We start from the raw sequence: 22,704 nt of genomic DNA, 5'->3' as shown, positions 1-22,704 counted from the left end.
TCGAACCGATACCAGCTAATGTTTTATAAGGAATACCCAAAGTCCAGAAAGAACCGGATTTTTATCCAAACTGGCTGGTCCTTTTTATTAATCACCATAGACTTTAATTTTTCTTCATTTCTGAATCTTTATTCCAACGCAAACATAGCCATAGCACTAAGTACATCCTGCTCCATGGCATCCACTGCTGCATTAGCCAAATCATGGAAGTACTTCACTTCCTTTTCAGCCAGCAATGCCTTCACTGCCTTTACGCCTGCATTGGACATGTAGGAGAAGTAGTTGATTTTGCGGATACCGCAGCGGATGGCCTTCTGGGTGTCCTCCACACTGATTCCGGAGCCTCCGTGCATTACAAGGGGAAGCCCTGTCAGTTCCTTTATTTTTACGATTCGGTCAAAATCCAGCCTGGGCCTGGTGGCGTAGAAGCCATGGACCGTTCCCACCGAAGCCGCCAGGGCGTCGATACCTGTATCCCTTACATATCTGGCAGCCAGCTCAGGGTCTGTATAGGCTTCGCTCACATCGTTGATGGCAAATGTCTTGCCCTCATGGCCTGTTACAATGCCGATTTCAGCCTCCACATCCGCATTGCAGGCCTTTGCCATGGCCACCACTTCCCTGGTCATGGCAACATTTTCCTCATAAGCAAGGGATGAGCCGTCGTACATAACAGCTGAAAAGCCTAAATCCAGTGCCTTTCTTACATAGTCCAAATCCTCGCCGTGGTCCAGCATGACGCAGACAGGAACCTTGGCCTCCTTCGCCATACGCACCATAATGGGACCGATGATGTGGATGGGCATTTCGCACTCATGAAGCTGCGCGTGCTGGATGATGACTGGTTCCTCCCGCTTTTCCGCAGCCCGTATGACTGCCATGAGAATCTCCAGATTGGGTGTGTCAAAGGCTCCGATACAGCATTGCTTCTCTTCTGCATACCGCAGAACATGGTTCATATTTACTAGCATCCCATCTTCTCCTTACTTTTCCTCGTAGAGTTCAATGACGGCATCATCCCAGATTACAAACGCCAGACGCACGCCGGGGCCGCAGTCAGCCGGCCCGAATATAATTCTCTGTGCCTGTGCTGCATAGTGGTCCAAATCATCCACCTTATAAGCCACATGGGGCTGCTTGGAAAGAATCTCCGGAAAGGGGGTGCCCTCCTCGAATTTCAGGTACTCTATCTTAAAATCATAGTCCTCAACCCTGCTTACCCAGAACTTCATGTCCTCATTATAGGTCATTCCCTCTTTTTTGTTCAGGACCGGGATTCCTATGTGCATGTATTCAGCTGCCATACCATCATCCTCCTATTTTTTCATATACGGCGTATTGCATGGTGCATTCCAGTAGTGCAGAAGTTCATCATCCATCCTTGCCATGAACATCTGGAATCCGGCCTGCTCCTGTACGGTGAGAAGCTCGCCCACGTAATTTGCCACAATCTCAATGTTCTTTTCCTTCAGGTAGGAAACGCACTTGCGGTAAATGATAAACAGCTCCATCAATGTGGTTGCGCCGGTACCGTTGAGAATCAGCATGATTTTCTCGCCTTCCTTGATATCCAGGTCAGCCAGAAGGCCGTCCAGCATGATTTGGGCTGTTTCATCCGCTGACTTCATGGTCTGGCGTCCGCCGCCTCCCTCACCGTGCTGCCCCATACCGATTTCCATCTCATCCTCGCCCAGGTCTGCAAGCAGGCTTCCTGTTGCCGGATGGGTAGCACCTGATACAGCCACAGCCAGGGTGGCCATGTTATCCGCAAAACGCTGTGCAATGGCAGCCACTTCCTCCAGGCTCCTTCCCTCTGCAGCGGCAGCTCCTGCTATTTTATAGGTGGGGATACAGCCTACCAGGCCCCTTCGGTCGTCTGCATTGGAGCGCGGTGCATTGGCAATATCCTCCTGGGTCACTACTTTGACGACATTTAATCCTTCCTTGGCGCATTTCTTCATGGTAAGATTGCCGGTAAGCATGTCGCCTGCATGGTTTAAAACTATGTAGAGAACGCCCTTTCCCTTATCAGCCATCTTGATGGCATCCAGGCAGGCCTGGGGTCCGGGAGCTGCAAAAACATCTCCCACCACAGAGATATCCACCATTCCCTCTCCCACAAATCCGCTGATAGCCGGCTCATGGCCCGAACCGCCCTGGGTCACAATGGTAACCCTGTCAGCCTCCGCCAGCTTATTGTTGATAATCATACGGTTCTCGCCCAGGGTCACCAAATCCTTATGCGCCTCGGCAAAGCCCTCTAACAGCTCAGGTGTCAGGTTCTCAGGATTGTTAATAAATTTCTTCATTTTCATTGTCTTACCTCTCCCATTTTATTTTTTAGCTGCATCTGCATGCCATCTACTTCAGCCCGTCGCAAAGTCCTGCAAAAAACAGGGATGTACTGACTGCCCCCGCATCCGGAGTGCCGATGGTCTTCTCCTTATAGCTTCTGGCCCTTCCGTATTTGGACACGTACTGCTCACTGTCCTTTGCTCCCCTGGCTGCTGCCTCCTTTGCCGCCTCCAGGACAGCCGTCACATCATTTTCAGCGTTCTGGGCAGCTTCCACAGCAGGAATCAGGGCGTCCATCATTGTCTTGTCCCCTATGCCTGCGTTGGTGATGTCTTCCATGGCTGACAGGCACTCTGTAAACATCTCCTTCAGGATTCCTGCATCAATGGGCTTATTTCCTTCCAGAGGGCCTGACAGTCCTCCTATCATGGTCCCGTATAATGGACCCGCGCTTCCCCCTCCGATTTCCATGGTGTTGTCTCCCAGGTCCTCCAGAAATGTCTCTACATTGTCGTCATCCCAGCCATCCAGGCTCTTCTCAATCAGGCTGGCAATCTTACCAATAGTGACGCCGTGGTCCCCGTCTCCGAATTTGGAATCAATCTCACTGAGATAATCCTTGTTTTCATTCCAGACCTGGGCGGCTTTTCTGAACATTTTTATGATTTCCGGTTTCGAAAGTAACATATGTAACCTCCTCTCATGCATTTTCCCCAAATTACCCATGGTTTTAGATTAACATTTGTTAGTTCCTTTGTCAATTATTCATGTCCCTGTTCTATGTTTTTTGCCCTAATGCACAAAAAAAGCGCAGTCTCTTTAGCAAACTGCGCATTTCGAGTTACATATGTAACTTTATATTCTATTGGCTTTTACATTATATTCCACTGACATTAACATTATATTGAAGGGGTAGGGCATATCCGGCCCATGTTCTTATCTGTCCCCGCCTCATTCCAGCGCTTCCCTGACCACATGCTCAGGCGCAATAAAATGTTTCATGTAACCAGTCTTCAAAGCTCCCCTGAATGCCTTGGGACTGGTATTGGCTGAGCAGATTCCCACCACATGCCTTGTTCTGGACAGAAGTTCCAGCGGAATCTGGATGGCGTAATCCGTATCCGACCGGATGATATGTCCCTCGCTGTCCATGAAATAATTCAGGATACGTCCCACTGCCTTATGGCGTATGAGCAGGTCCCCATATCTGGCCTCCGACGCGAAATCCGGAACAGAAGGAAAATTCCCGATATTGACCAGGGCCACATCCAATTTTTCCCACACACCATATATCTCACGATAGGTGTCCAGCTCCTTTGTCAGTTTCAGCTCCTGCTCAGAAAGAACACAGGCCGGAGAATAGATAAATCTGGGCTGGGCCCCGCTGTGCTCTGCAATGGAACGCACCAGCTCGTTGGAATGGTAATTCTTAAGTCCCACACCGCCGTTTCCTATGAGGGGGCAGACAAAGTTCCCTATTGGCACCAGCTTTTCCCTCTGCTCCATCTGCTTTACCACATCCCCTATGATATGGCCCCATCCAATGCCCAGGCTGGAGCCTCCCAGCTCCGCCAGACAGGTGATAGCTGCCTCTGCCACCGCCTCATTGGTGGTCTGGTCATTGGGTCCGTCAGGCACAGCCACACCATCGTAAATCCCGAAGCAACGCCCCACCAGCTCCATGAGGGACAATGGGCTGCCGGATTCCTCCTGCGGGGCGCATATACGGATGGACACAATGCCTCTGTCCCGCGCCTCCTTCAAAAGCTTGCTGACCATGGGGCGGGATATGCCGTATCTGCCTGCAATCTCATTCTGGGTCCTGTCCTGCTCGTAATACATTCTGGCCACACCGACCAGACGTTCTGTCTTCTTATCCATACTGCCTCTTATCCATATCGCCGCAACCGCTCCGGCATGTTACAGAAGCGTATACTCCAGCATCTCATACGCCAGCCTGCTGCCCTCGTTGATACCATCAGGCAGAAGAGCCCTGGCAACGCATTTCTCATCGTCATCCGGAGCATCCGCCCGCTTCAGATAGGCGTAATCCCCGTCAATCCGTTCCACTCTGTAATCCACACGTTCAAACATGGCTGCTTCACACCTCCGCTTTTTATTTCCGGCCGCAGCACTGGCGGTAGCGCTTACCGCTGCCGCAGGGACAGGGCGCATCCGGGTCAATCCGGGCTGTCTTGGCATCCAGCTCCGCCCGGCTGTAGCCACAGCCGCCAACCGTCCTGGTTTCCCTCCATACCTGTTCCATGATTTCATCGAATCCATTCATCTTTTCCTGTGAATCCAGGTTCAGTCCAAAATGCTCCATGATATCTTCTACTACTTTGGGCGTTGTCCCCAGTCTTACATGATGATGAATGGAGGACGCTGCCACCTGGGCAGTCTCCTCGTCGCAGCCCACCATGGCCAGGAAAAATGCCTTCAATGGCCGGATATGCTTTTTAAGCTCCACTGCACCTGTTCTGGCAATCTCCTTTACCTGTGCGGCATTGGGCACATAGAACTCCTTGCCTCTCTGATAATTCAAAACATCTTTATAGCTGTCTCCCTGAACCAGTTCCCAGTCAATAAACCGGCCGTTCCAATAAGCAAAATCAGTCCAGATTCCTTTCATCTCCTGGTAAAGACGGGTAATATCACCGGCTTTTGCCTCACAGCCAGCCGCTTTGCAGATTGTCTCCACCTGACCTGCATCCGCAGCGCCGTAAAGGTAGACCGCTGCCTTACAGCAAGCCCACACCTGGCTGCGGTAATGACGCTCAGACTGGAATTTCTCCGTATCCAGCTCATAGTACGCTTTTGCCACATCTGACGGAACAACTGCTGTTCCCATGCTGGTAAATCCGCAGTAACCGCCGTAATGCAGAAATCTGAGAGCATCCAGGTCTCCCTGGTATTCCATACCTCCGGCTGCGGCAGCTTTTTCAAACTCCGCCGCACCCTCATCGCTTAAGGTACCGAAGAAACCCGCCATGCGCTGCGTATCCAGCAGGGCAGCTGCCAGTGCAGGGGCCAGCTTATTCTTTCCCAGCTCATCGCAGCCTCCAATATGGTGTACCCTGGCAATGCGCAGAAGCTCAGCCTTTTCAAATCTGGAGAAAAGGTCCTCCAGACTATGGACTGCCTGCGGTGCGGTCTTTGGAGGTGCGGGTTTTAGAGATTCCTGCTTACCGGCCTTCTGCTGCCCCGCTGTCTTCTGCTGCCCCGCTGTCTTCTGCTGCCGGGCTGCATCCTGCTGTCCGTTTCCTGCTGCCTCCTGTTTAAATGCCGGATTTGCCTTCAACCTGGCATTAACTGCATCCAGGTCATACTCGCCCATTCCCTGCTGGCGGGCCCAGTTTTCCATCATGTCATGTTCCTCTGCCTCAGGGTCAGACAGCTGGTCCAGCAGGTCATAGTAACCGCCTATGCCGCCGCAGTCCTCCGGAATATTGTCCCCCTTATATTTTAACACCTGGGGAAGACTGCCCTCATACTCCACTTCCTTCTCCATGAGAATCTGGTGTTCCCATGCGTCCCCAAAGTCATAGATATATACAAAACGAGGGTTCTCTGTTATGAGGGTTCTAATAGGTGTTCCTTCCTCCAGCACCTCACTGCTGCAAAGCTCCGCAAAATCGTCTTCCTCTTCCAGGTCCCTTACAAGCAGCCCCAGTTTCTTAAACTCAAACTCGTGCAAATGGTAATCGCACCAGCCAAAGGCCTCCTGAATCACCTGATGAAGCTGGTAAAACGTAAACTGCTCCGGCACCACCACGCGTCTCCATATAGGCGGTTTACTGCCTTTTATGGTAATTTTCAACTGATAACCTTTCATAAGGCCCTCCTTCGAATTTCAAATATTTGTATAAGCAGGCATCCTGCGCCGTAACAGGCAATATCCTTCCAGTCGAAGACTGAACCCAGGATAATCCTGGCCGCGGCATTTCCCTCAAGCCCCAGTATCTCAACCAGGCGGAAAAACTGCAGTACCTCCACACAGGCTGCAAAGAGAAACACATACAGCGGCAGCCGCTTTATGCCTCCAGGTAAGAACACCCTGACAAAACAGTACACCGGCACCACCACCAGCATGTCCCCTATATAGGGTCTGATGATATGGTCGTGAACATACAGGGCGATAATTAACTCAATCAAAAATACAACAATACCCACAGCCAGATATCCACATCTTGCCCTGAATTTATTTCCACTGTCCATTAGACCTCCATCCGGCTATTTTAAACCGCGTCCTTGCCGGAATACCTGTTTCAGACGCCTCCTGCCTTCTAACGGATTCCATTAAGCTCCTGATACATATCCTTGGCAAAGGTGTCTGTCATGCCGCAGATATAGTCAGTCACCAGAAGCAGCCGCAGATACAGCCGTTCCTCATCGTCCTTGTCCCTGGCACAGAGGGAATATATCATCTTATAATTGTCCGATATAAGGGAAACCAGCTTTTTCTGTACCTGGGTCATGGGAAGGTCCGTATCGTAGGGTATCACAGCGTCAACAAACCGGTCCAAAAGAAAGTTGAATATTGTCTGTGCCGCTATCTCCAGCTTAAGGATAGGTCTGGTACAAAAGGCATACCGGAATGCAATATCTCCCAGCGCCTCCATCAGCAGCTCCACATCCGTGCCTGCAAAAAGGTCACAGGTATAGGTACCTTCCATAATGGAATCATAGTTGCCGGCAAAACATTCCGTAACCCCTGAAATCATCTGGCCCTGGACACTGATAATCCAGTTCTGCACTGCATATTGGTCCGGCCTGTCATATTCCTTTCTCACGGCCTTTTCATACTTATCCTCCAGCCATGACACAATCTGGATATAGTGCTCTGTCTGGTTTCCGGCCTTATACCCCTTTAACTCCGCCAAAAGGCGTTCATAAGAAATGCAGCCCTTCTTAACCGCATCCTCAATATCTGCTGTCTTATAGGCAATATCATCTGCTGCTTCTAATATGAATGCCAGCGGATGTCTTTTTCCCAATGTTCCCGTTGACGCCTGCACATCCCGGAAGTTCTCCCTGTCTCCATGGAAATATCCCATCTTCTTAGTACGGATATCGCCGCTGTCCTTATTAATTTCCAGGGAAGATACCGGATACTTGATAATAGTTCCCAGAAGCGCTTTTGTCAAGTTCATGCCATGCTCATCCACCAGGAAATGGAGCCTGGTCACCACCCTGAATGCCTGGGTATTGCCCTCAAAATGGCAAAAGTCCTGTACCATCTGAGGCTTTAGAATCTCTGAAAGCTTTCTCCCTTTAAAAGTAAGCTGCTCAAGATTCTTCTTAAACCAATCCTGGATGGCTGTCTCCCCAAAGTGGCCAAAGGGAGGATTCCCAATATCATGAATCAATCCGGCACACTGGAGAATATCACACACCGCCGCCTTATGCTCAGGCGTAAACGTTTCATCCCTGATAATCGTACGGATGCTCTCCGATATGTTTTGTCCCAGGGACTTGGCCAGGGATGATACCTCCAGGGAATGGGTCAGCCTGGTACGGATGAAATCACTTCTGTCCAGAGGAAACACCTGGGTCTTATCCTGGAGGCGCCGGAAGGATGCACTGCCAATAATCCGGTGATAATCTTTCTCAAACTCCGTCCGCAGGTCCGTGGAGGACTGTTTCCTGTAGCTGCGGATGCGGTCGTCGCAAAGCAGTGTCTGCCAATCCATACTTACCTCCTTATTGGTTTCCCGCCAGGGTCCTGTCCTTTACAAACCATCCGTCCCAGCTGGAAAATCCAACTGCAGACAGGCCAAAAAACGGGATACATTTCATTCTAGTATATCGGAAGTCGATTCCCCTGTCAAATCTGCCTTTCATATGCCAGAATCAGCCTTAAAAATGCGTCTATATCTATTATCAACAAAATCGTAAAAAAAGCAACAAAAAACTGCATCTTTTGCTGTTGACAGCCAATGTTATTTGTGATAATTTTAAATGAGAAAAGCAAATGAATAGGTTCTTCGGGGCAGGGTGTGATTCCCTACCGGCGGTATAGTCCGCGACCCGCTGCATGCGGCTGATTTGGTGTGATTCCAAAACCGACAGTATAGTCTGGATGAGAGAAGACAATTTTGTTCATATAAGTAACAGGCATTCCCTTTTATTTATATTGACCATGAAGTTAATCTCAGGTTCCCCGGAACCTGAGATTTTTTGTTACCTGGAACTTCATTCATTGCTGAATCACCGTATAATAAGCATTTATCAAGGAGGTTTTGCTATGAAAACAAAATGGAGTATTCAGAAACTTATCTACACCGGTATGCTGGCTGCGGTTGCCGGCGCCCTCATGTCCCTGGAATTTTCCGTTCCCATGATGCCGCCCTTTTACAAGATTGACTTCAGTGATGTCCCCTCCATCATCGCCCTGTTTCTCATGGGGCCTGTCTCTGCAGCCTGGGTGGAAATCATCAAAATCATAATTAAACTCATCACGGTGGGTACCAATTCCATGTATGTAGGGGAATTTGCTAATTTGATAGGGGTTGCACTATTTGTAATTCCCATATGGACTGTTTACAAAAGAGGCGGAAAGACCCGCCGTGCAGCCATTGCATCCATGGTTGTCAGTGTTCCAATCCGTACTCTGTTTGCCTGCTTCTGCAATGCCTTCATCACCCTTCCCCTGTATGCAGCGGCCATGGGGCTTCCTCTGAACCAGGTGATTACTATGGTAGCCGCAGTGAATCCGGCCATCAGCGATCTGACCACCTTCATCTTCATGGCCACCATCCCCTTTAACCTGATTAAACTGGGGCTCAACTGCTTTGTGGGATATCTGCTGTACACCCGTCTTCTGGCGGTTTATCCCGCTGTAAGAACGGCATAAGGAATAACCGGCTTACCAAAAATAATCAGGAGGTATATACACATGATTCGGAATTATCGGGATTTAACCCGTTTAGAAATGGAGCAGGTCAACAAGGAGGAGACCATTATACTGATTCCCCTGGGAGCGTTGGAGCAGCACGGCAACCAGGCGCCGCTGGGGACGGACGATATCATTGCAGAAGCCATGACGGACTATATATGCAGGGAATTGGAAGCAGAAGACCCGGATTTTCCCATGCTGATATTTCCGGTCATTCCCGTAGGACTCAGCACGGAGCACAGGAATTTCTGCGGCTCTGTCACGTTTAAACCGGATACTTATTACCATATGCTGTATGATATCAGCACAAGCCTGGTCCATCACGGGTTTAAGAAGCTGGCCTTCCTGGTTTGCCACGGAGGAAACGCCCCCATTGTACAGGTCTTAAGCCGGGAACTCCGCAGCGAATTCGGCATATCTCCCTTCATCCTCTCATCCGGGGCCTTTAGTCATCCGGATGTGACAGCCACCATCTCCGAAGGAAATATATGGGATTTTCATGGCGGCGAAATGGAAACCTCCATGGTCATGGCCGTGGACCCGTCTCTGGTAAAACTGGAGACTTCAGAAGCAGGCATCCCGCATGCATTTAAGGATAATCAAGCGCTGAAGCCTTACGGGAATGTATCCATTGGATGGGTATCCGAGGACTGGAAGACAGCGGACGGCAAACCCATTGGAATCGGCGGAGATCCGTCCGGCGCCACTGCGGAAAAGGGACGGATTATATTGGAAACCAGCGCCAAAGTGCTGGTACCTGGACTTAGAGAAATTCGGGCGTGGAAGGGCTAATGGGGGGCAGCTGAAATATGGGTTTTTGTCAGCACTCTTTTGCAGCATTTTATAGATTAACAGAGGTGGGGCTTGCCCCACCTTATTGTTATGCATTTATAGTCGGAAGTATCCGCTGTGCACTGTATACAAAATACAGTTGAAATAACTATTCTCTTATATATTAATTTTATTCCGCTATGCTGCAAGGTCAGCTATGTACTGTTCTATTGCAATACATTCCACCTGCGAAGGCGGAGACATGTGGCTACATCCAGTCCTATCTGCGTATGGACATTTCAATCCACTCCACCCGCGAAGGCGGAGACCGACTTTGACAATCCAGTCATGATTTCCATCTGCCATTTCAATCCACTCCACCCGCGAAGGCGGAGACGAATCCGAGAGGGTGAGCTCCTGGCCCTAACAATAATTTCAATCCACTCCACCCGCGAAGGCGGAGACTTTGCGACTGGCCACTTTCCACATTGCATCCGGATTTCAATCCACTCCACCCGCGAAGGCGGAGACTCTGATGAAAGATGGGATATATGCATATACAAGCATTTCAATCCACTCCACCCGCGAAGGCGGAGACCGATAGCCAGTATCAATATGCTTCAAATGTAATTCTATTTCAATCCACTCCACCCGCGAAGGCGGAGACATGAAAATCAACAGTACCCCCACCCCAATGGAAGATTTCAATCCACTCCACCCGCGAGGGCGGAGACAAACTTCAAGTTCAGAATCCTGGGTATAAAACCATGATTTCAATCCACTCCACCCGCGAGGGCGGAGACGAGATATGGGCTTAGGGTTTTTACACCTCTTCTTAATTTCAATCCACTCCACCCGCGAAGGCGGAGACGCGTAAAGAATCAGTCTTTCTGTGTCCGCCATCATTTCAATCCACTCCACCCGCGAGGGCGGAGACCTGCCTATAGTCCCATATGACCAGACGATTGTGATTTCAATCCACTCCACCCGCGAGGGCGGAGACTCGGCAACCCTTGCATTTCCAGCCAGTGTGTGGCATTTCAATCCACTCCACCCGCGAGGGCGGAGACGGCATAATCGCAATCCGGATATATGGAGTAATCAGGATTTCAATCCACTCCACCCGCGAGGGCGGAGACATGACCAACCACGCACTTGCACATTCCTACTTTTATTTCAATCCACTCCACCCGCGAGGGCGGAGACTTTCCCAACAGGTATGTATTCAAGCTGTTTCAACATTTCAATCCACTCCACCCGCGAGGGCGGAGACATTCAGTCCAACCAGAGGAGGGAATCTTAAAGCTATTTCAATCCACTCCACCCGCGAGGGCGGAGACGGAAGGTTCGATGTCGCTTGAAAGCGGTATGATGCATTTCAATCCACTCCACCCGCGAGGGCGGAGACGAGGGGATAGACCTTGTGATGGAGCCTTACCGGATTTCAATCCACTCCACCCGCGAGGGCGGAGACTTGTAGAGGAAGCCACCATCAATGCGCTGGTAGATTTCAATCCACTCCACCCGCGAGGGCGGAGACAAAGGTCATCTGCATGGATGAGGCTGGAGTAGGATTTCAATCCACTCCACCCGCGAGGGCGGAGACTTCTTTCACATACTCAAGCGCCGATGAACCATAAATTTCAATCCACTCCACCCGCGAAGGCGGAGACTGGACGCTGCTGATTCTGTGGACTTGGCTGCAGCATTTCAATCCACTCCACCCGCGAAGGCGGAGACCATGCTTCCCTTCCTCCTGTTGCGATATCGCAAAATTTCAATCCACTCCACCCGCGAAGGCGGAGACTCGGTCAAACGTGCCGGTCTCTGGGAACTGCTCCAATTTCAATCCACTCCACCCGCGAAGGCGGAGACAGCTTCTTAATTATGTCGGCGGCCCCACTTTCCTTATTTCAATCCACTCCACCCGCGAAGGCGGAGACAACTGAGGGCACATATGTCCAGGCATGTACTGGAGATTTCAATCCACTCCACCCGCGAAGGCGGAGACGCCCGTTCTTCATCCGTAAAGTTACAATATGTACATTTCAATCCACTCCACCCGCGAAGGCGGAGACGAATGACCAGGGGAAATATCAACATACTTTTTTAATTTCAATCCACTCCACCCGCGAAGGCGGAGACAATTTATTCAACTCTATTTTAATTTCATTCAATATTTCAATCCACTCCACCCGCGAAGGCGGAGACGGTATCCAAGATAGGGGAATCGGATAGAGATATACATTTCAATCCACTCCACCCGCGAAGGCGGAGACCCTGTTTTTTCATCAAGCACAAAATACCCATTGATTTCAATCCACTCCACCCGCGAAGGCGGAGACGACTCAACGTTAAAATCTTCCTCTGCCTGTCGCTTATTTCAATCCACTCCACCCGCGAAGGCGGAGACTAATATGTATGATTACCGTCCAGAATATCCCAGTATTTCAATCCACTCCACCCGCGAAGGCGGAGACACTATTATCGGCAGGTATGGGAGGCCGAACTCATATTTCAATCCACTCCACCCGCGAAGGCGGAGACTAATATACTTTCCATTTAGCAATGAAAATCTTGATTTCAATCCACTCCACCCGCGAAGGCGGAGACATAAAAAGGTGTTCATTATCTATAGGGCAGGAAATATTTCAATCCACTCCACCCGCGAAGGCGGAGACAGCAATAATACACAACAACTCCTATCATTTCTTATCAAATTCCAACAAACAAGTCATACAACACCCCCTCCAAATCCCGGAAAACATGCCTAAATCCTCACAATACCATCCTCATTATACAATTTTTCTGGTGCGAATCCCCCTGGAAATCCATGTTTGCTTCAGGTTCGCACCGGAACACCTATTACCGTTTCAACTCCTGCACATCATATCAGAAAATCAATGGTTCCTCCACATTAATTCCCTTACTAACACCAACATGGTCCACTTTTGTAGTATGTTTATTCCCTAAGTTATAAAATCTAAGGCTGTCCGTCTGTTCATCAATGATATCTGTCAAAATTGCCTTTAGCTTTATCAGCTGGGCATTATCCAGAATACATTCAAATACGGAATTCTGAACGCGGGTACCATAATTGACGCATTGCTTTGCAACCTTTCTCAGTCTGGCCTTGCCTGCAGCGGTTTCCGTGTTCACATCATATGTAATTAATACCAGCATACGCCTTCCTCCTCCGGCGCCCCCTTCCTATTTCACCCTATTTCCAGAAAAACGGCGGATATTCATCAATATCACCCCTCAGATATCTGGCCAGAAGCATGGCCTGAACAAAAGGAATCATTCCCCACTCCACCTTCTCATTCAGGTACGGATGGGTAATCATCTCTTTTTTCTTGTTCTGCCATTCCGACAATAGCATCTTTCTGGCTTCATCTGCCATGATGACTGCCCCGTCCTCTTTCCTGGAAAAATCCTTTTTGTTTACCATCTTTCGATTGATTAAGGTTAATACAAAACGGTCTGCCAGAACCGGTCTCAGTTCCTCCATTAAGTCCAGTGCCAGCGAAACGCGGCCAGGCCGGTCAGTGTGCATGAAGCCCACATAAGGGTCCAGGCCAACTGTCTCCAAAGCCGACGCAACCGTGTTTGTCAGGAGCGTGTATACAAATGACAGCATGGCATTCACATTGTCCAAAGGCGGACGCTTATTCCTTCCATTGAAAGCAAAATCCTTCTTCTGCTGTAATATGAGCTGGTCAAACACTCCAAAGTAAATACTGGCAGCCTCACCTTCATAACCCCGCAGCTGAGCCATGTCCCGGCTTTGCTCTATCCGCTTAAGGGATTGCTTTAAATATCCTGCTGCATCCTTTACCTTCTCTGTGTCAATCTGCAGCCCATGGTCCCTCACAGCCCTTTCCAGTATCCATCTGGCATTGTATACCTTTCCAAGAATACAGTTCCTGGATATTGTAAGGCTTATATCCTGATTTTGGGAGACCTGGTACTGTTTTTTGCGCAGCAGAACATTTCCCCGTACACGTCCGGTCACGCGGGCCAGAAATCTTCCCTGAGGCGAAAGGACGCAGAGTGATATGTCCCGCTCCGCGCATCCCCCCATAAGAGCCGGACTGATTCCCCTGTACCCAAAGGATACAATTCCTTCCAGGTTATGAAGAGGAATCCTCCCCAGCTCCGTCTCTTTATCATAAATCACCACATTTTCCCCATCCATCGACAGATAACTATCAGGAGATGTAACATACAGCGTGTTTAATAACTTCTTCATACATCCTCCTCCATCTTCCCGCGGATATAGTCCCTGACGGATAATGCCTTTCCCAGTTTCGGCAGACATATATCTTTCATGGAACAGGCGCTGCAGCTCTTTGACCATCTGACCTTTGGCGTATATCCCTTGTCATAAAGTTCATGCATTTCCTGAAATATATCACGTACCTGTTTTCGCAGCTCATCTGTTATCTCCACCACCGTCCTTCGGTGAATCTCTCCATAATACAATGCACCAGCCTCTATCCTGGCTGACATCATTTCCTCCAGACACATGGCCTGGGCTGTCAGCTGCAGTATATCCGCCTCGGATTCCTTCGGACTCCCCTTTTTATATTCCACAGGAAATATGCGGAACGTTCCCCTGTGCCCATGGAGCCTGATACCATCCTCTGTTCTGTGAAACTCCACAATATCACACTCACCGCTGACGCCCATAATCCTGGAATACACAGGCAATGCCCTGCTTATAATCACATCGCCGCGCTTTTCTGTCAGATATGGGTCATGGGCCTTTTTGTGGAGCAGTTCTCCTTCTATGGTATGCTCATTTTCTTTCCACTGCTGTTCAATATGTATAAGGGCCCACTGGCGCCTGCAAAAGGAAAAATGCTGGATACCGGATAGCATGAGGAAATCGTCTTCCCTGAAATCCATTATATTTTCTCCGAGACGTCAACCGTTTCCGGAATCTGCTCCATATGGACTGCGACCGTATAATCCCCATATCTTCTGGGATACTCCACATCCTCATTCCTTTTCACTTCCACAGCATCAAAGAGTTTATATGCAGGGCAGTCTCCCAGTTCCTTGCTGTGTTTAAACACAATGAGCCTGCGGACCGCCATCTTTCCCCTGGCCGCAGAATGGTCAATTTCAAACATATTGATGATGGCATCCCACAAAAGTTCCAAATCCTCCTCTGAAAAGCCTGTGGATTTTCTGGCCAGATTGGCTGATATGTACCCCTCTGCACGGTACAGGGCATAGGGAACAATATTCTTTCTTCCCATCTCTGTGCTCTTATTTTCCGCATCTTTTTCCGTGGTAATGGCTACACGGGTAATCGTTACTTCCTGGCTTACAATTGGGTCAATGCTTCTGGCAAAGCCCAGCTGAACAGGTCCCCGCACCTGGCCGCAGTTTAACGCAGCTTTCACAAAGGTGGTCATGACCGCGCCAAAGGTACGGATATCAAAAAAGTTTCGGCACATGAAATCCCGGATTTTCTGGTCTACCAGAGGGTCTTTCTTTTTCAGTTCCTTGATTCCCTTTTCATCTGTTCCCAGCTCTATGTACGCGGTATTATCGCTTCTGTTTAACGGTACATCCTCCCGGATGTATATCTTATACCCAGGCTGGTCTTCCTTCAGGGTTTCAACGTAATTTCTTATCTTACGTTTCAGGCATACATCCGTCACAATGCCGTATCCGCTCTCCGGGTCAATCCTCGGCAGATTGCCTGCATCCGGGTCGCCATTTGGATTCCCGTTCTCCACATCAAATAAAACCACGAATTCATACCTGTTCTTAATTACCTCTGCCATTTTAAGCCTCCTCCTTTATCTTCTTCTCATATCGCTTCTGAGTCTGGTGATAATATCCCAATATGAACATTCCCTGCTCCTCCAGGGTAAGCCGCTTTGGGCAGGCTGCCTTCTGTCCCTCTGCGACATTCAGCCTTCCCTGTAAATCAACCAGGATTTTTTCGTAATATACCTCCTTTGCCCCATTGTTCATCTTCTTTATATGACTGTTTTTCAATTTAAATAAAATGGGAAAGATTGCTGCCGGAGTTGCACATGCAGAGTTAAAATACTTGTCCTTTATGGTGGCGTTAATCCCTGGATTGGCATCCTCCTGGATTGCCTCCAGAACAGCAAACTCCCTTCCCAGGATATACGCAGTATTGTTACTGTCTTCATTCAGCGCCATGGTTATTTCCTCCCTGTTATTTCCATTTTTCAGCAGATATGCCTTGATAATGGCAGCCCTGCCCCTGGTTATCTTATAAATCCGGCTGTCCCCGTCATCCTGCTCTGCCCGTATTCTTCCAAGCACGGCCTGATACAGGGATGCCGGATAAGGGCTGCCGGATATGATTGCCCGGTACACAGCCCCAGACATACTGGGAACCGGCTTTTTGTCCCTGGACTTTTTATTGACAGTCTCCTGCAGCATACGCCACATCCCCAGGTACTCCAAGGCATCGGCTGCGGGCCGTACAATCGCCATCCTGTCATAGTGTTCTTTGATATGCTTTAATATATTTCCAAAGCTGTCCTGATAGAAAAAACGCACTGCAAGCCTGGCTGCATTGGGCGCCAGACCTAATATATAGAATTTCCTGCCCATATCCAGACAGTCCAGGACATCCTGGGCCACAACCGCTTTTCCCTCTGCCAGATTCTTGAATACCCCATCCACAATTTCCTGGTTTTCCATGGAAGGCTCCGACACAGATGCAAATATATTCTGGTATAGGTCGTCACCGTCCTCGGACCAGTAGACCACAGCCGTATCACCAATGGTTGTCCCGTGCGTCCGGTCTGCAAGGAGATAATTGAGCGCCGTGGTATAGGCGTAGGCCGCGTATGTTCCCACCGGTGCATTAAAGCTCTGCTCCTTTCCGTAGGATTCAAAGGCCGGCGCATTAAAGGAAACCAGCGCAGCCCCGCTGGACTGGGCTCCCTGTACGCCTTTGATGGTGCCGTGAATCCTGGCGATTTCCTCCCTGCGCCCCGTTACAAGGCAGACACCCACAGGTCCGGTACCGGACTGTCTGCTGTACGCTTCCCATGCCTGTCTTATATCCGGGTCCTCATGGGCGTACTCTCCCTCCACCAGGAACACCAGATTACATCCAGATATTATCTCCTCCAGTTCCGGCATAAGACATGGATTATCTGCTGCCTGGTCCGGCGCCCAGCAGTCAAAAAAACGGCACACCGCCACGGCTGCAGGACTGCTGATATTCCCAAGGATGTCCTGATGCCGCTTTCTGGCACACTCAAAACATTCCCTGGACCGCTCCGGCTTCCCCTTATTATCGATTCCCAGCATATAACCGGAATGGTCGCACAGGAAATTGGCTGATACGCCGGAAGAACGGGAAACCATCTGAGGTACCGTAAGGTTTTGCGGTACCATGACTGTCTTTTTACCTCTCTGCTGCTCCTGCTTAAGGGGAATGACAGCCTTAAGCTCCCCCTGCCTTGAAATATCCAGGCCGTACGCAGCCTTGGCCCTGCACCAGCCCGGACTGGTTATCTTCCCCTTCTGTTCAAGAGCTTCATAATATTCAACAAGCGCCTGGAGAATCATCGCACCACCTCACAATTCCTCACATCCAGAACACCATCCTTCATAACAGCCCTGAAAAACATGGGTTTTATGTCCTCTGTATCTGAATAATCAAAATCATACAGCATATACCCCAAATCCTTTTCCGTTCCCTCATATGCAGTATCCACATCCTCCTCTTCATAGAGAGCAAACCGGGCAGGGAACTCCCGGCAGCCAAAATACGGCCTGTGATAACACTCTCCCCGCCGCAGACGGCGCATGATGATATCTTTAAACTTGCCCTCGTTATCCCCGGGAGTTGCCTTAGGGGTCATCTCAAAATGGGCCTCAACCACATATTCCACATCCCGCAGAAGAATGGCGGCCCTCTGTACGATTTCCTCCCTGCTGCTTATGTACAGCGGTTTTCCTCCCCCATTTATGGCGGACAGCACGTTTCCTGCCAATACCTTGCTCTTTACCTCATTCCTGCGGATGCTGGTAAACTGAATCGGTTTTCTCACATAGATTTTGTCAACCACCCAACGCATCCCCGGATGCCAGTAGACCGCCTCCAGCATCCCCCTGGCCGCGGAAGGCGTCATCACATCATAGCTGCACCGTTCCACTTTCATCTCAGGGCGGCTGAAAAGGGCATAATCTCCCCACATCCGGACCCGTACTCCTCGACTCATCACTTCACTCCTCTCCGGCATACGCCTTTTCCTATAAGGGACTCTAACTCAGAACATGACGGCATCACCGCGGCTTACGTCAATTACAAGCCCTTTCTCGGCTGTATACTGTTCCTTATTCCTCAGGACATAAAATTCCTGGTCTATCTGTTCAAGACGGCCTGCTCCGTTCAGCGCCTCAAAATCATTTTCATAGACATTTACACAGTACTGTCCCGCCTGCCTGATAAGCTGTCTGCTATGCTCTCCCCTTCGGATTTGCATGGCAATCTGCACTGCCTCCGGTTCTATATCAATCAAAATGGTCCTGGTATTGCTCTCAATCAGACGGAACCCGGATGCCACCGATGCAAATGGAAACATAAAAGAACGGCTTCCCTGTTCAAACTGCTCCACCACATCCTTTGCATCCAATCCCTCCCCCTTATACCGGTACAGTCTGGTAAAGTATTCGCCTATGGCCTCAGGTGATGATATATCCCCGTATTTATGTACAATCTGTCCTGCAACTGAAATAGGCAGTTTCAGTTCCCGGGGTATATGGATATCCTCCTCTTCCTCCAGAGTAAATATCTCCGTCATGCATTCCTCCGGCTTTCTCCTTCCTTCCCGGTTGCACCTTCCGGCAGCCTGAATCACACTGTCAATTCCAGCCAGCTCCCTGTACACGGCCGGGAAATCAAAATCCACCCCTGCTTCCACCAGACTGGTGGAAATAAGCCGGCACGGCTCTCCTGATAACAGGCGGTTCCGTATCTCTCTCAGCAGCACCTTTCTGTGTTTCGGGTACATCAGTGTGGATAAATGGTACGTCCCCTCTCCTTGTATGGATTCGTAAATGCGCTGCACACGCTTTCTGCTGTTCAGGATACACAGGACCTGCTGATGCCCCTCCAGCCGGCTCACCAGGTGGTCCTGGGATATCTGACCTGCCAGGTGTATCTTTGTTCTTTTAAAAAAGTCATACTGTCCTTTTACATCCGGGCATATCTCCACCGCCTGCAGTTCCTGTATCTTCGGCGGAAAGAAGGGCTGAAGAGATGGCTGGGTGGCCGTACAGATAACAGCCGTACAGTGATAATTACAGATAAGCTCGCTGATAGCCCGAAGGCAGGGCATCAGATATTTTGCCGGCAGCATCTGGGCCTCATCAAATATGATGACACTGTTGGCTATATTATGCAGCTTACGGCATCCGGAGGTCCTGCAGGCATAGAGCGATTCAAAAAAACGGACATTGGTAGTGACCACCACCGGTTTATCCCAGTTCTCCGCTGCCATCTGTTCCAATTTCAATTCCTTTTCACTGTCTTTGTCTTCATATGTTACATTACAATGGTTTTCCAGAACATTGTTCCTTCCCAGGATTTCCTTAAACACCTGGGCATTTTGTTCTATTATGCTCGTATACGGAATGACATAAATAATCCGGCTCAGGCCATGTTCCGCTGCATGACGCAGGGCAAAGGCAAGGGAGGATACCGTCTTGCCTCCGCCGGTAGGTACGGTGAGCTGGTACAGCCCCTGTCCCTTGCTGCCAGCCTGCAGGCATGCCTTTAGGATAGCCGTTCTTCTCCCGTTTACAGTCGCCAAATCATCATTGGAAAGCCACGGCCCAACATGGCTCTCCAGACGGCTGAGAAGTACGTCCATATCATCATGGCCGCCCCTTCCCCCATCATGTCCCAGCATGAAATGTTCCGTATCCAGATAATCTGCATCCACAAGGCATGAAAACAGCATCCTGATAAAGAATGACAGACTGAAGCCACCCCTGCCTATCTGTCTCAGGGGCAGCCCTGGAAAATCCGGCAGCGCAATTTCATCTTTGTATGGGCTGTAATCCTCCAGCTGCTTCTTAAGCCTTCCCTGAAGCGTGGCCTCCCCTGCTGTGTCACCGGTCCTTCCCCCGTCCAGCAAGCCCGAATGATGGCCGCTGATACAATAAGCGGTACAATAAGCAGCCAGCGGATTGGACCTGGCATACAAACGCATCATCTCCCGGGCCCCTGCCGTGGCATGGTCTATCATGGAACCGCCCTCCAGACGCTTTCTGAATCCCTGGGAATATTTCCCTATATCGTGCAGGATTCCGCATCCATACCCCCATTCTCCGCATCGGAATGCCTCTGCAAACAATCCGGACAGCCTGGCTGTCCCTGTCAGATGTTCCTTCACGGTCTGCTTGCGTACCTTGTCGTCACTGATATGCGCATAGTACTGCATAGGTTCCCCCCTTCCCCCATTATAGTGCAAATTATAACATATCTTTGTCTGAAATTAAATGTTTTTGACAAATGTTACCATATTCATCTTTTATTTAAAATAACGAACCCGATTCATTCTGTCATAAACATAGATATACTTACTCCTCCCCCACAAACAACGGAAAGCCATCCTCAGCACTGCACTCCCCCGCCTGTACCATCTGTGTCTCATCCTCCGGGTATTCGATGCAGCACCCCTTTCCTCTTGCCCTCGCGCACCTGGGATATTTGGGACAGATAAATTGATAACATACTTTATCTGGACTTTTTTGCTCCATTTTAATTTTCCTCCTTGATTTTTATTTTTTTCTTTCATTATAGCGTGACTTTCCTTTTATTTCAATCTTTAATGACTGAAAATTTGTTAAAATAAAAACTATTATGAAAACAATTTAACAAATATTGCATTTTTTATGTGAAAATGATATGGTAGTTAATGTAAACGGAAGCAAGGCTTTTATAAGTCTTATTTATAGGAGTGTAACAACACAAAACAAGGAGGTATTACATGAACAAACCAGAACTTCAGAACAGGTATCAGCTTTTCATAGGGGGCCAATGGCGGGACGCTTCTGATGGTGAAGTATTTACCACAAAATGCCCTGCCAATGGTGAAAAGCTGGCCGAGTGCGCGCAGGCTACCAAGGATGACGTGGATGATGCTGTTAAGGAAGCTTGGAAAGCGTTTGAGACATGGAAAATGGTTCCCACCAGCGAACGTGCTGCAATCCTGAATAAAATCGCCGATATCATCGACGCAAACACAGAACACCTGGCTATGGTGGAATCCCTGGACAATGGCAAACCCATCCGTGAGACAATGGCCATCGACATCCCGCTGAGCGCAAAGCACTTCCGCTACTTTGCAGGCTGCATCATGGCCGAGGAAGGCAGCGCCAATGTACTGGATGAGCAGTTCCTTTCCCTGATTTTACGTGAACCAATCGGCGTTGTAGGTCAGATTGTTCCCTGGAACTTCCCATTCCTGATGGCTGCCTGGAAACTGGCTCCTGTCCTGGCAGCAGGATGCTGTACTGTATTTAAACCATCCAGCGACACATCCCTTTCCGTTCTTGAATTTGCCCGTTTAGTACAGGATGTCATTCCCAAGGGCGTATTCAATGTGATTACCGGTTCCGGCTCAAAATCCGGCCAGTATATGCTTGACCACAAAGGATTCCGCAAGCTGGCATTTACCGGCTCCACCGAGGTAGGCCGCCAGGTAGCCCTGGCAGCAGCCGACCGTCTCATCCCCGCCACCCTGGAATTGGGCGGAAAATCCGCCAATATCTTCTTCCCGGACTGCAACTGGGAGCAGGCCATTGACGGCCTCCAGCTTGGCATTCTGTTCAATCAGGGCCAGGTATGCTGCGCAGGTTCCCGTGTATTCGTACATGAGGATATTTACGACAAGTTCCTTGAGGACGCAGTAAAGGCATTTAATAATGTAAAGGTAGGGGTATCATGGGATTCTGAAACCCAGATGGGCAGCCAGATTAATGAACGCCAGCTGGAGAAGATTTTAAGCTATGTGGAAATAGGCAAGCAGGAAGGCGCCCGCCTGATTTGCGGCGGCGAGCGTATAACGGAAGGCGAACTGGCTAAGGGCTGCTTCATGCGTCCTACCCTGCTGGCCGACGTGACCAATGACATGCGTGTTGCCCAGGAAGAGATTTTCGGCCCGGTGGCCTGTATCCTTAAGTTTAAGGATGAAGACGAGGTCATCCGTATGGCCAACGACAATGCATACGGCCTGGGCGGCGCTGTCTGGACCCGTGACTTAAACCGTGCAATCCGTGTATCCCGGGGCATTGAGACAGGACGTATGTGGGTGAATACATACAATCAGATTCCGGAAGGCTCACCATTCGGCGGCTACAAAGAGTCCGGCATCGGCCGTGAGACCCATAAGGTCATTCTGGAGCACTATACACAGATGAAGAATATCATGATTAATCTGTCCGAGGCTCCCAGCGGATTCTATCCTGCAAAATAGAATCTGACAGCGGATTTATGAATCTTCGAAAACAGGAATAAATGATTTTTATAAACAGGAAATTTCCTATAAATGTCATACATGGGGAATTTCCTGTTTTGTTATGATTTATCTGATTTACCATTGGTTTCATTATTATCTGTTTTATTACCGTCAGCTTTATTATTATCAGTTTTACCACTGCCAATCTTCTTACTTCCATTCATTCCAAGCTCCTCCCACTGCATCAATCCGTAAATATGG

Annotated in this window: 21 protein-coding genes, 1 CRISPR repeat array and 1 riboswitch; of the genes, 3 read left to right on the top strand and 18 right to left on the bottom strand. The window is 49.4% G+C overall.

The features are described from left to right. Positions 1 to 128 precede the first annotated feature (128 nt). From FGS84_RS24165 to FGS84_RS31035, 10 genes are all read right to left on the bottom strand, one after another. Complete coding sequence (locus FGS84_RS24165) at positions 129 to 971, bottom strand: class II fructose-bisphosphate aldolase (RefSeq protein WP_138310873.1); 843 nt, start codon at positions 969 to 971, stop codon at positions 129 to 131. Between the two features lie 12 nt (positions 972 to 983). Then, complete coding sequence (locus FGS84_RS24160) at positions 984 to 1,304, bottom strand: hypothetical protein (protein WP_138310872.1); 321 nt, start codon at positions 1,302 to 1,304, stop codon at positions 984 to 986. Positions 1,305 to 1,316: 12 nt separating this feature from the next. After that, on the bottom strand, positions 1,317 to 2,315 hold the full coding sequence (locus tag FGS84_RS24155; RefSeq protein ID WP_138310871.1) for a dihydroxyacetone kinase subunit DhaK: 999 nt from the start codon (positions 2,313 to 2,315) through the stop codon (positions 1,317 to 1,319). A gap of 46 nt (positions 2,316 to 2,361) precedes the next feature. Then, positions 2,362 to 2,982, bottom strand: coding sequence for a DAK2 domain-containing protein (locus tag FGS84_RS24150; RefSeq protein ID WP_138310870.1), 621 nt, complete (start codon positions 2,980 to 2,982; stop codon positions 2,362 to 2,364). Positions 2,983 to 3,246: 264 nt separating this feature from the next. Further along, positions 3,247 to 4,176 (bottom strand): sugar-binding domain-containing protein, encoded by a 930-nt coding sequence (locus FGS84_RS24145; RefSeq protein ID WP_138310869.1) that lies wholly within the window; start codon positions 4,174 to 4,176, stop codon positions 3,247 to 3,249. A gap of 39 nt (positions 4,177 to 4,215) precedes the next feature. Then, a complete protein-coding gene (locus tag FGS84_RS24140; RefSeq protein WP_138310868.1) occupies positions 4,216 to 4,389 on the bottom strand; it encodes a chorismate--pyruvate lyase in 174 nt (57 codons plus the stop codon). 22 nt (positions 4,390 to 4,411) lie between these two features. Further along, the gene (locus FGS84_RS24135; RefSeq protein WP_138310867.1) at positions 4,412 to 6,130 is read right to left on the bottom strand and encodes an SEC-C metal-binding domain-containing protein; all 1,719 of its coding nucleotides are present in this window, start codon (positions 6,128 to 6,130) and stop codon (positions 4,412 to 4,414) included. After that, a complete protein-coding gene (locus FGS84_RS24130; RefSeq protein WP_138310866.1) occupies positions 6,127 to 6,513 on the bottom strand; it encodes a DUF2809 domain-containing protein in 387 nt (128 codons plus the stop codon). The genes FGS84_RS24135 and FGS84_RS24130 overlap by 4 nt, the downstream gene beginning before the upstream one ends. Positions 6,514 to 6,581: 68 nt before the next feature. Beyond that, positions 6,582 to 7,988, bottom strand: coding sequence for a deoxyguanosinetriphosphate triphosphohydrolase (locus tag FGS84_RS24125; protein WP_138310865.1), 1,407 nt, complete (start codon positions 7,986 to 7,988; stop codon positions 6,582 to 6,584). 10 nt (positions 7,989 to 7,998) lie between these two features. Then, positions 7,999 to 8,139, bottom strand: coding sequence for a hypothetical protein (locus FGS84_RS31035; RefSeq protein ID WP_171042707.1), 141 nt, complete (start codon positions 8,137 to 8,139; stop codon positions 7,999 to 8,001). A 135-nt stretch (positions 8,140 to 8,274) separates the two neighbouring features. Beyond that, a riboswitch (FMN riboswitch) is annotated at positions 8,275 to 8,393 on the top strand. A 149-nt stretch (positions 8,394 to 8,542) separates the two neighbouring features. Here FGS84_RS31035 and FGS84_RS24120 point away from each other — a divergent pair. Together FGS84_RS24120 and FGS84_RS24115 are read left to right on the top strand one after the other, a co-directional pair. Then, positions 8,543 to 9,151 (top strand): ECF transporter S component, encoded by a 609-nt coding sequence (locus FGS84_RS24120; RefSeq protein WP_138310864.1) that lies wholly within the window; start codon positions 8,543 to 8,545, stop codon positions 9,149 to 9,151. Between the two features lie 42 nt (positions 9,152 to 9,193). After that, on the top strand, positions 9,194 to 9,985 hold the full coding sequence (locus FGS84_RS24115) for a creatininase family protein (RefSeq protein WP_138310863.1): 792 nt from the start codon (positions 9,194 to 9,196) through the stop codon (positions 9,983 to 9,985). Between the two features lie 208 nt (positions 9,986 to 10,193). Next, positions 10,194 to 12,645: direct repeats of the CRISPR family, unit length 33 nt; unit sequence ATTTCAATCCACTCCACCCGCGAAGGCGGAGAC. A 211-nt stretch (positions 12,646 to 12,856) separates the two neighbouring features. Here FGS84_RS24115 and cas2 read toward each other — a convergent pair. The 8 genes from cas2 to FGS84_RS24075 form a co-directional block, all read right to left on the bottom strand. Continuing rightward, positions 12,857 to 13,147 (bottom strand): CRISPR-associated endonuclease Cas2, encoded by a 291-nt coding sequence (gene cas2 / locus FGS84_RS24110; protein WP_138310862.1) that lies wholly within the window; start codon positions 13,145 to 13,147, stop codon positions 12,857 to 12,859. Positions 13,148 to 13,184: 37 nt separating this feature from the next. Then, complete coding sequence (cas1c, locus tag FGS84_RS24105) at positions 13,185 to 14,216, bottom strand: type I-C CRISPR-associated endonuclease Cas1c (protein WP_138310861.1); 1,032 nt, start codon at positions 14,214 to 14,216, stop codon at positions 13,185 to 13,187. Further along, on the bottom strand, positions 14,213 to 14,875 hold the full coding sequence (gene cas4 / locus FGS84_RS24100) for a CRISPR-associated protein Cas4 (RefSeq protein ID WP_138310860.1): 663 nt from the start codon (positions 14,873 to 14,875) through the stop codon (positions 14,213 to 14,215). Before cas4 ends, cas1c begins: the two co-directional genes overlap by 4 nt. Further along, positions 14,875 to 15,765: a type I-C CRISPR-associated protein Cas7/Csd2 gene (gene cas7c, locus FGS84_RS24095; RefSeq protein WP_138310859.1), complete on the bottom strand. Its 891-nt coding sequence runs from the start codon at positions 15,763 to 15,765 to the stop codon at positions 14,875 to 14,877. The genes cas4 and cas7c overlap by 1 nt, the downstream gene beginning before the upstream one ends. 1 nt (position 15,766) lies before the next feature. Then, positions 15,767 to 17,542, bottom strand: a complete 1,776-nt coding sequence (gene cas8c, locus FGS84_RS24090) for a type I-C CRISPR-associated protein Cas8c/Csd1 (RefSeq protein ID WP_138310858.1) — start codon at positions 17,540 to 17,542, stop codon at positions 15,767 to 15,769. Next, complete coding sequence (gene cas5c / locus FGS84_RS24085) at positions 17,539 to 18,198, bottom strand: type I-C CRISPR-associated protein Cas5c (protein ID WP_138310857.1); 660 nt, start codon at positions 18,196 to 18,198, stop codon at positions 17,539 to 17,541. Before cas5c ends, cas8c begins: the two co-directional genes overlap by 4 nt. A gap of 48 nt (positions 18,199 to 18,246) precedes the next feature. Then, positions 18,247 to 20,424, bottom strand: coding sequence for a CRISPR-associated helicase Cas3' (gene cas3, locus FGS84_RS24080; RefSeq protein ID WP_138310856.1), 2,178 nt, complete (start codon positions 20,422 to 20,424; stop codon positions 18,247 to 18,249). A gap of 139 nt (positions 20,425 to 20,563) precedes the next feature. Further along, positions 20,564 to 20,743 carry a hypothetical protein gene (locus FGS84_RS24075; RefSeq protein WP_138310855.1) on the bottom strand — a complete coding sequence of 60 codons (180 nt, stop codon included), beginning with the start codon at positions 20,741 to 20,743 and terminating at the stop codon, positions 20,564 to 20,566. 230 nt (positions 20,744 to 20,973) lie between these two features. Between FGS84_RS24075 and FGS84_RS24070 the strand changes: the two genes are divergently transcribed. Continuing rightward, positions 20,974 to 22,461, top strand: coding sequence for an aldehyde dehydrogenase family protein (locus FGS84_RS24070; RefSeq protein WP_138310854.1), 1,488 nt, complete (start codon positions 20,974 to 20,976; stop codon positions 22,459 to 22,461). Positions 22,462 to 22,704: the final 243 nt, after the last annotated feature.

Origin of the sequence: Clostridium sp. 1001271st1 H5, from assembly GCF_005845215.1 — a bacterium.
In the GTDB taxonomy this organism is placed as follows: domain Bacteria; phylum Bacillota; class Clostridia; order Lachnospirales; family Lachnospiraceae; genus Enterocloster.
Note: the sequence above shows the minus strand (reverse complement) of the source record. Positions and strands in the feature narration are given on the sequence as shown.

Bases quoted from the DNA above. Each gene is read 5' to 3' on its own strand.
- FGS84_RS24165 (WP_138310873.1), bottom strand. From the start codon at position 971: ATGCTAGTAAATATGAACCATGTTCTGCGGTATGCAGAAGAGAAGCAA.
- FGS84_RS24160 (WP_138310872.1), bottom strand. From the start codon at position 1,304: ATGGCAGCTGAATACATGCACATAGGAATCCCGGTCCTGAACAAAAAA.
- FGS84_RS24155 (WP_138310871.1), bottom strand. From the start codon at position 2,315: ATGAAAATGAAGAAATTTATTAACAATCCTGAGAACCTGACACCTGAG.
- FGS84_RS24150 (WP_138310870.1), bottom strand. From the start codon at position 2,982: ATGTTACTTTCGAAACCGGAAATCATAAAAATGTTCAGAAAAGCCGCC.
- FGS84_RS24145 (WP_138310869.1), bottom strand. From the start codon at position 4,176: ATGGATAAGAAGACAGAACGTCTGGTCGGTGTGGCCAGAATGTATTAC.
- FGS84_RS24140 (WP_138310868.1), bottom strand. From the start codon at position 4,389: ATGTTTGAACGTGTGGATTACAGAGTGGAACGGATTGACGGGGATTAC.
- FGS84_RS24135 (WP_138310867.1), bottom strand. From the start codon at position 6,130: ATGAAAGGTTATCAGTTGAAAATTACCATAAAAGGCAGTAAACCGCCT.
- FGS84_RS24130 (WP_138310866.1), bottom strand. From the start codon at position 6,513: ATGGACAGTGGAAATAAATTCAGGGCAAGATGTGGATATCTGGCTGTG.
- FGS84_RS24125 (WP_138310865.1), bottom strand. From the start codon at position 7,988: ATGGATTGGCAGACACTGCTTTGCGACGACCGCATCCGCAGCTACAGG.
- FGS84_RS31035 (WP_171042707.1), bottom strand. From the start codon at position 8,139: ATGAAAGGCAGATTTGACAGGGGAATCGACTTCCGATATACTAGAATG.
- FGS84_RS24120 (WP_138310864.1), top strand. From the start codon at position 8,543: ATGAAAACAAAATGGAGTATTCAGAAACTTATCTACACCGGTATGCTG.
- FGS84_RS24115 (WP_138310863.1), top strand. From the start codon at position 9,194: ATGATTCGGAATTATCGGGATTTAACCCGTTTAGAAATGGAGCAGGTC.
- cas2 (WP_138310862.1), bottom strand. From the start codon at position 13,147: ATGCTGGTATTAATTACATATGATGTGAACACGGAAACCGCTGCAGGC.
- cas1c (WP_138310861.1), bottom strand. From the start codon at position 14,216: ATGAAGAAGTTATTAAACACGCTGTATGTTACATCTCCTGATAGTTAT.
- cas4 (WP_138310860.1), bottom strand. From the start codon at position 14,875: ATGGATTTCAGGGAAGACGATTTCCTCATGCTATCCGGTATCCAGCAT.
- cas7c (WP_138310859.1), bottom strand. From the start codon at position 15,765: ATGGCAGAGGTAATTAAGAACAGGTATGAATTCGTGGTTTTATTTGAT.
- cas8c (WP_138310858.1), bottom strand. From the start codon at position 17,542: ATGATTCTCCAGGCGCTTGTTGAATATTATGAAGCTCTTGAACAGAAG.
- cas5c (WP_138310857.1), bottom strand. From the start codon at position 18,198: ATGAGTCGAGGAGTACGGGTCCGGATGTGGGGAGATTATGCCCTTTTC.
- cas3 (WP_138310856.1), bottom strand. From the start codon at position 20,424: ATGCAGTACTATGCGCATATCAGTGACGACAAGGTACGCAAGCAGACC.
- FGS84_RS24075 (WP_138310855.1), bottom strand. From the start codon at position 20,743: ATGGAGCAAAAAAGTCCAGATAAAGTATGTTATCAATTTATCTGTCCC.
- FGS84_RS24070 (WP_138310854.1), top strand. From the start codon at position 20,974: ATGAACAAACCAGAACTTCAGAACAGGTATCAGCTTTTCATAGGGGGC.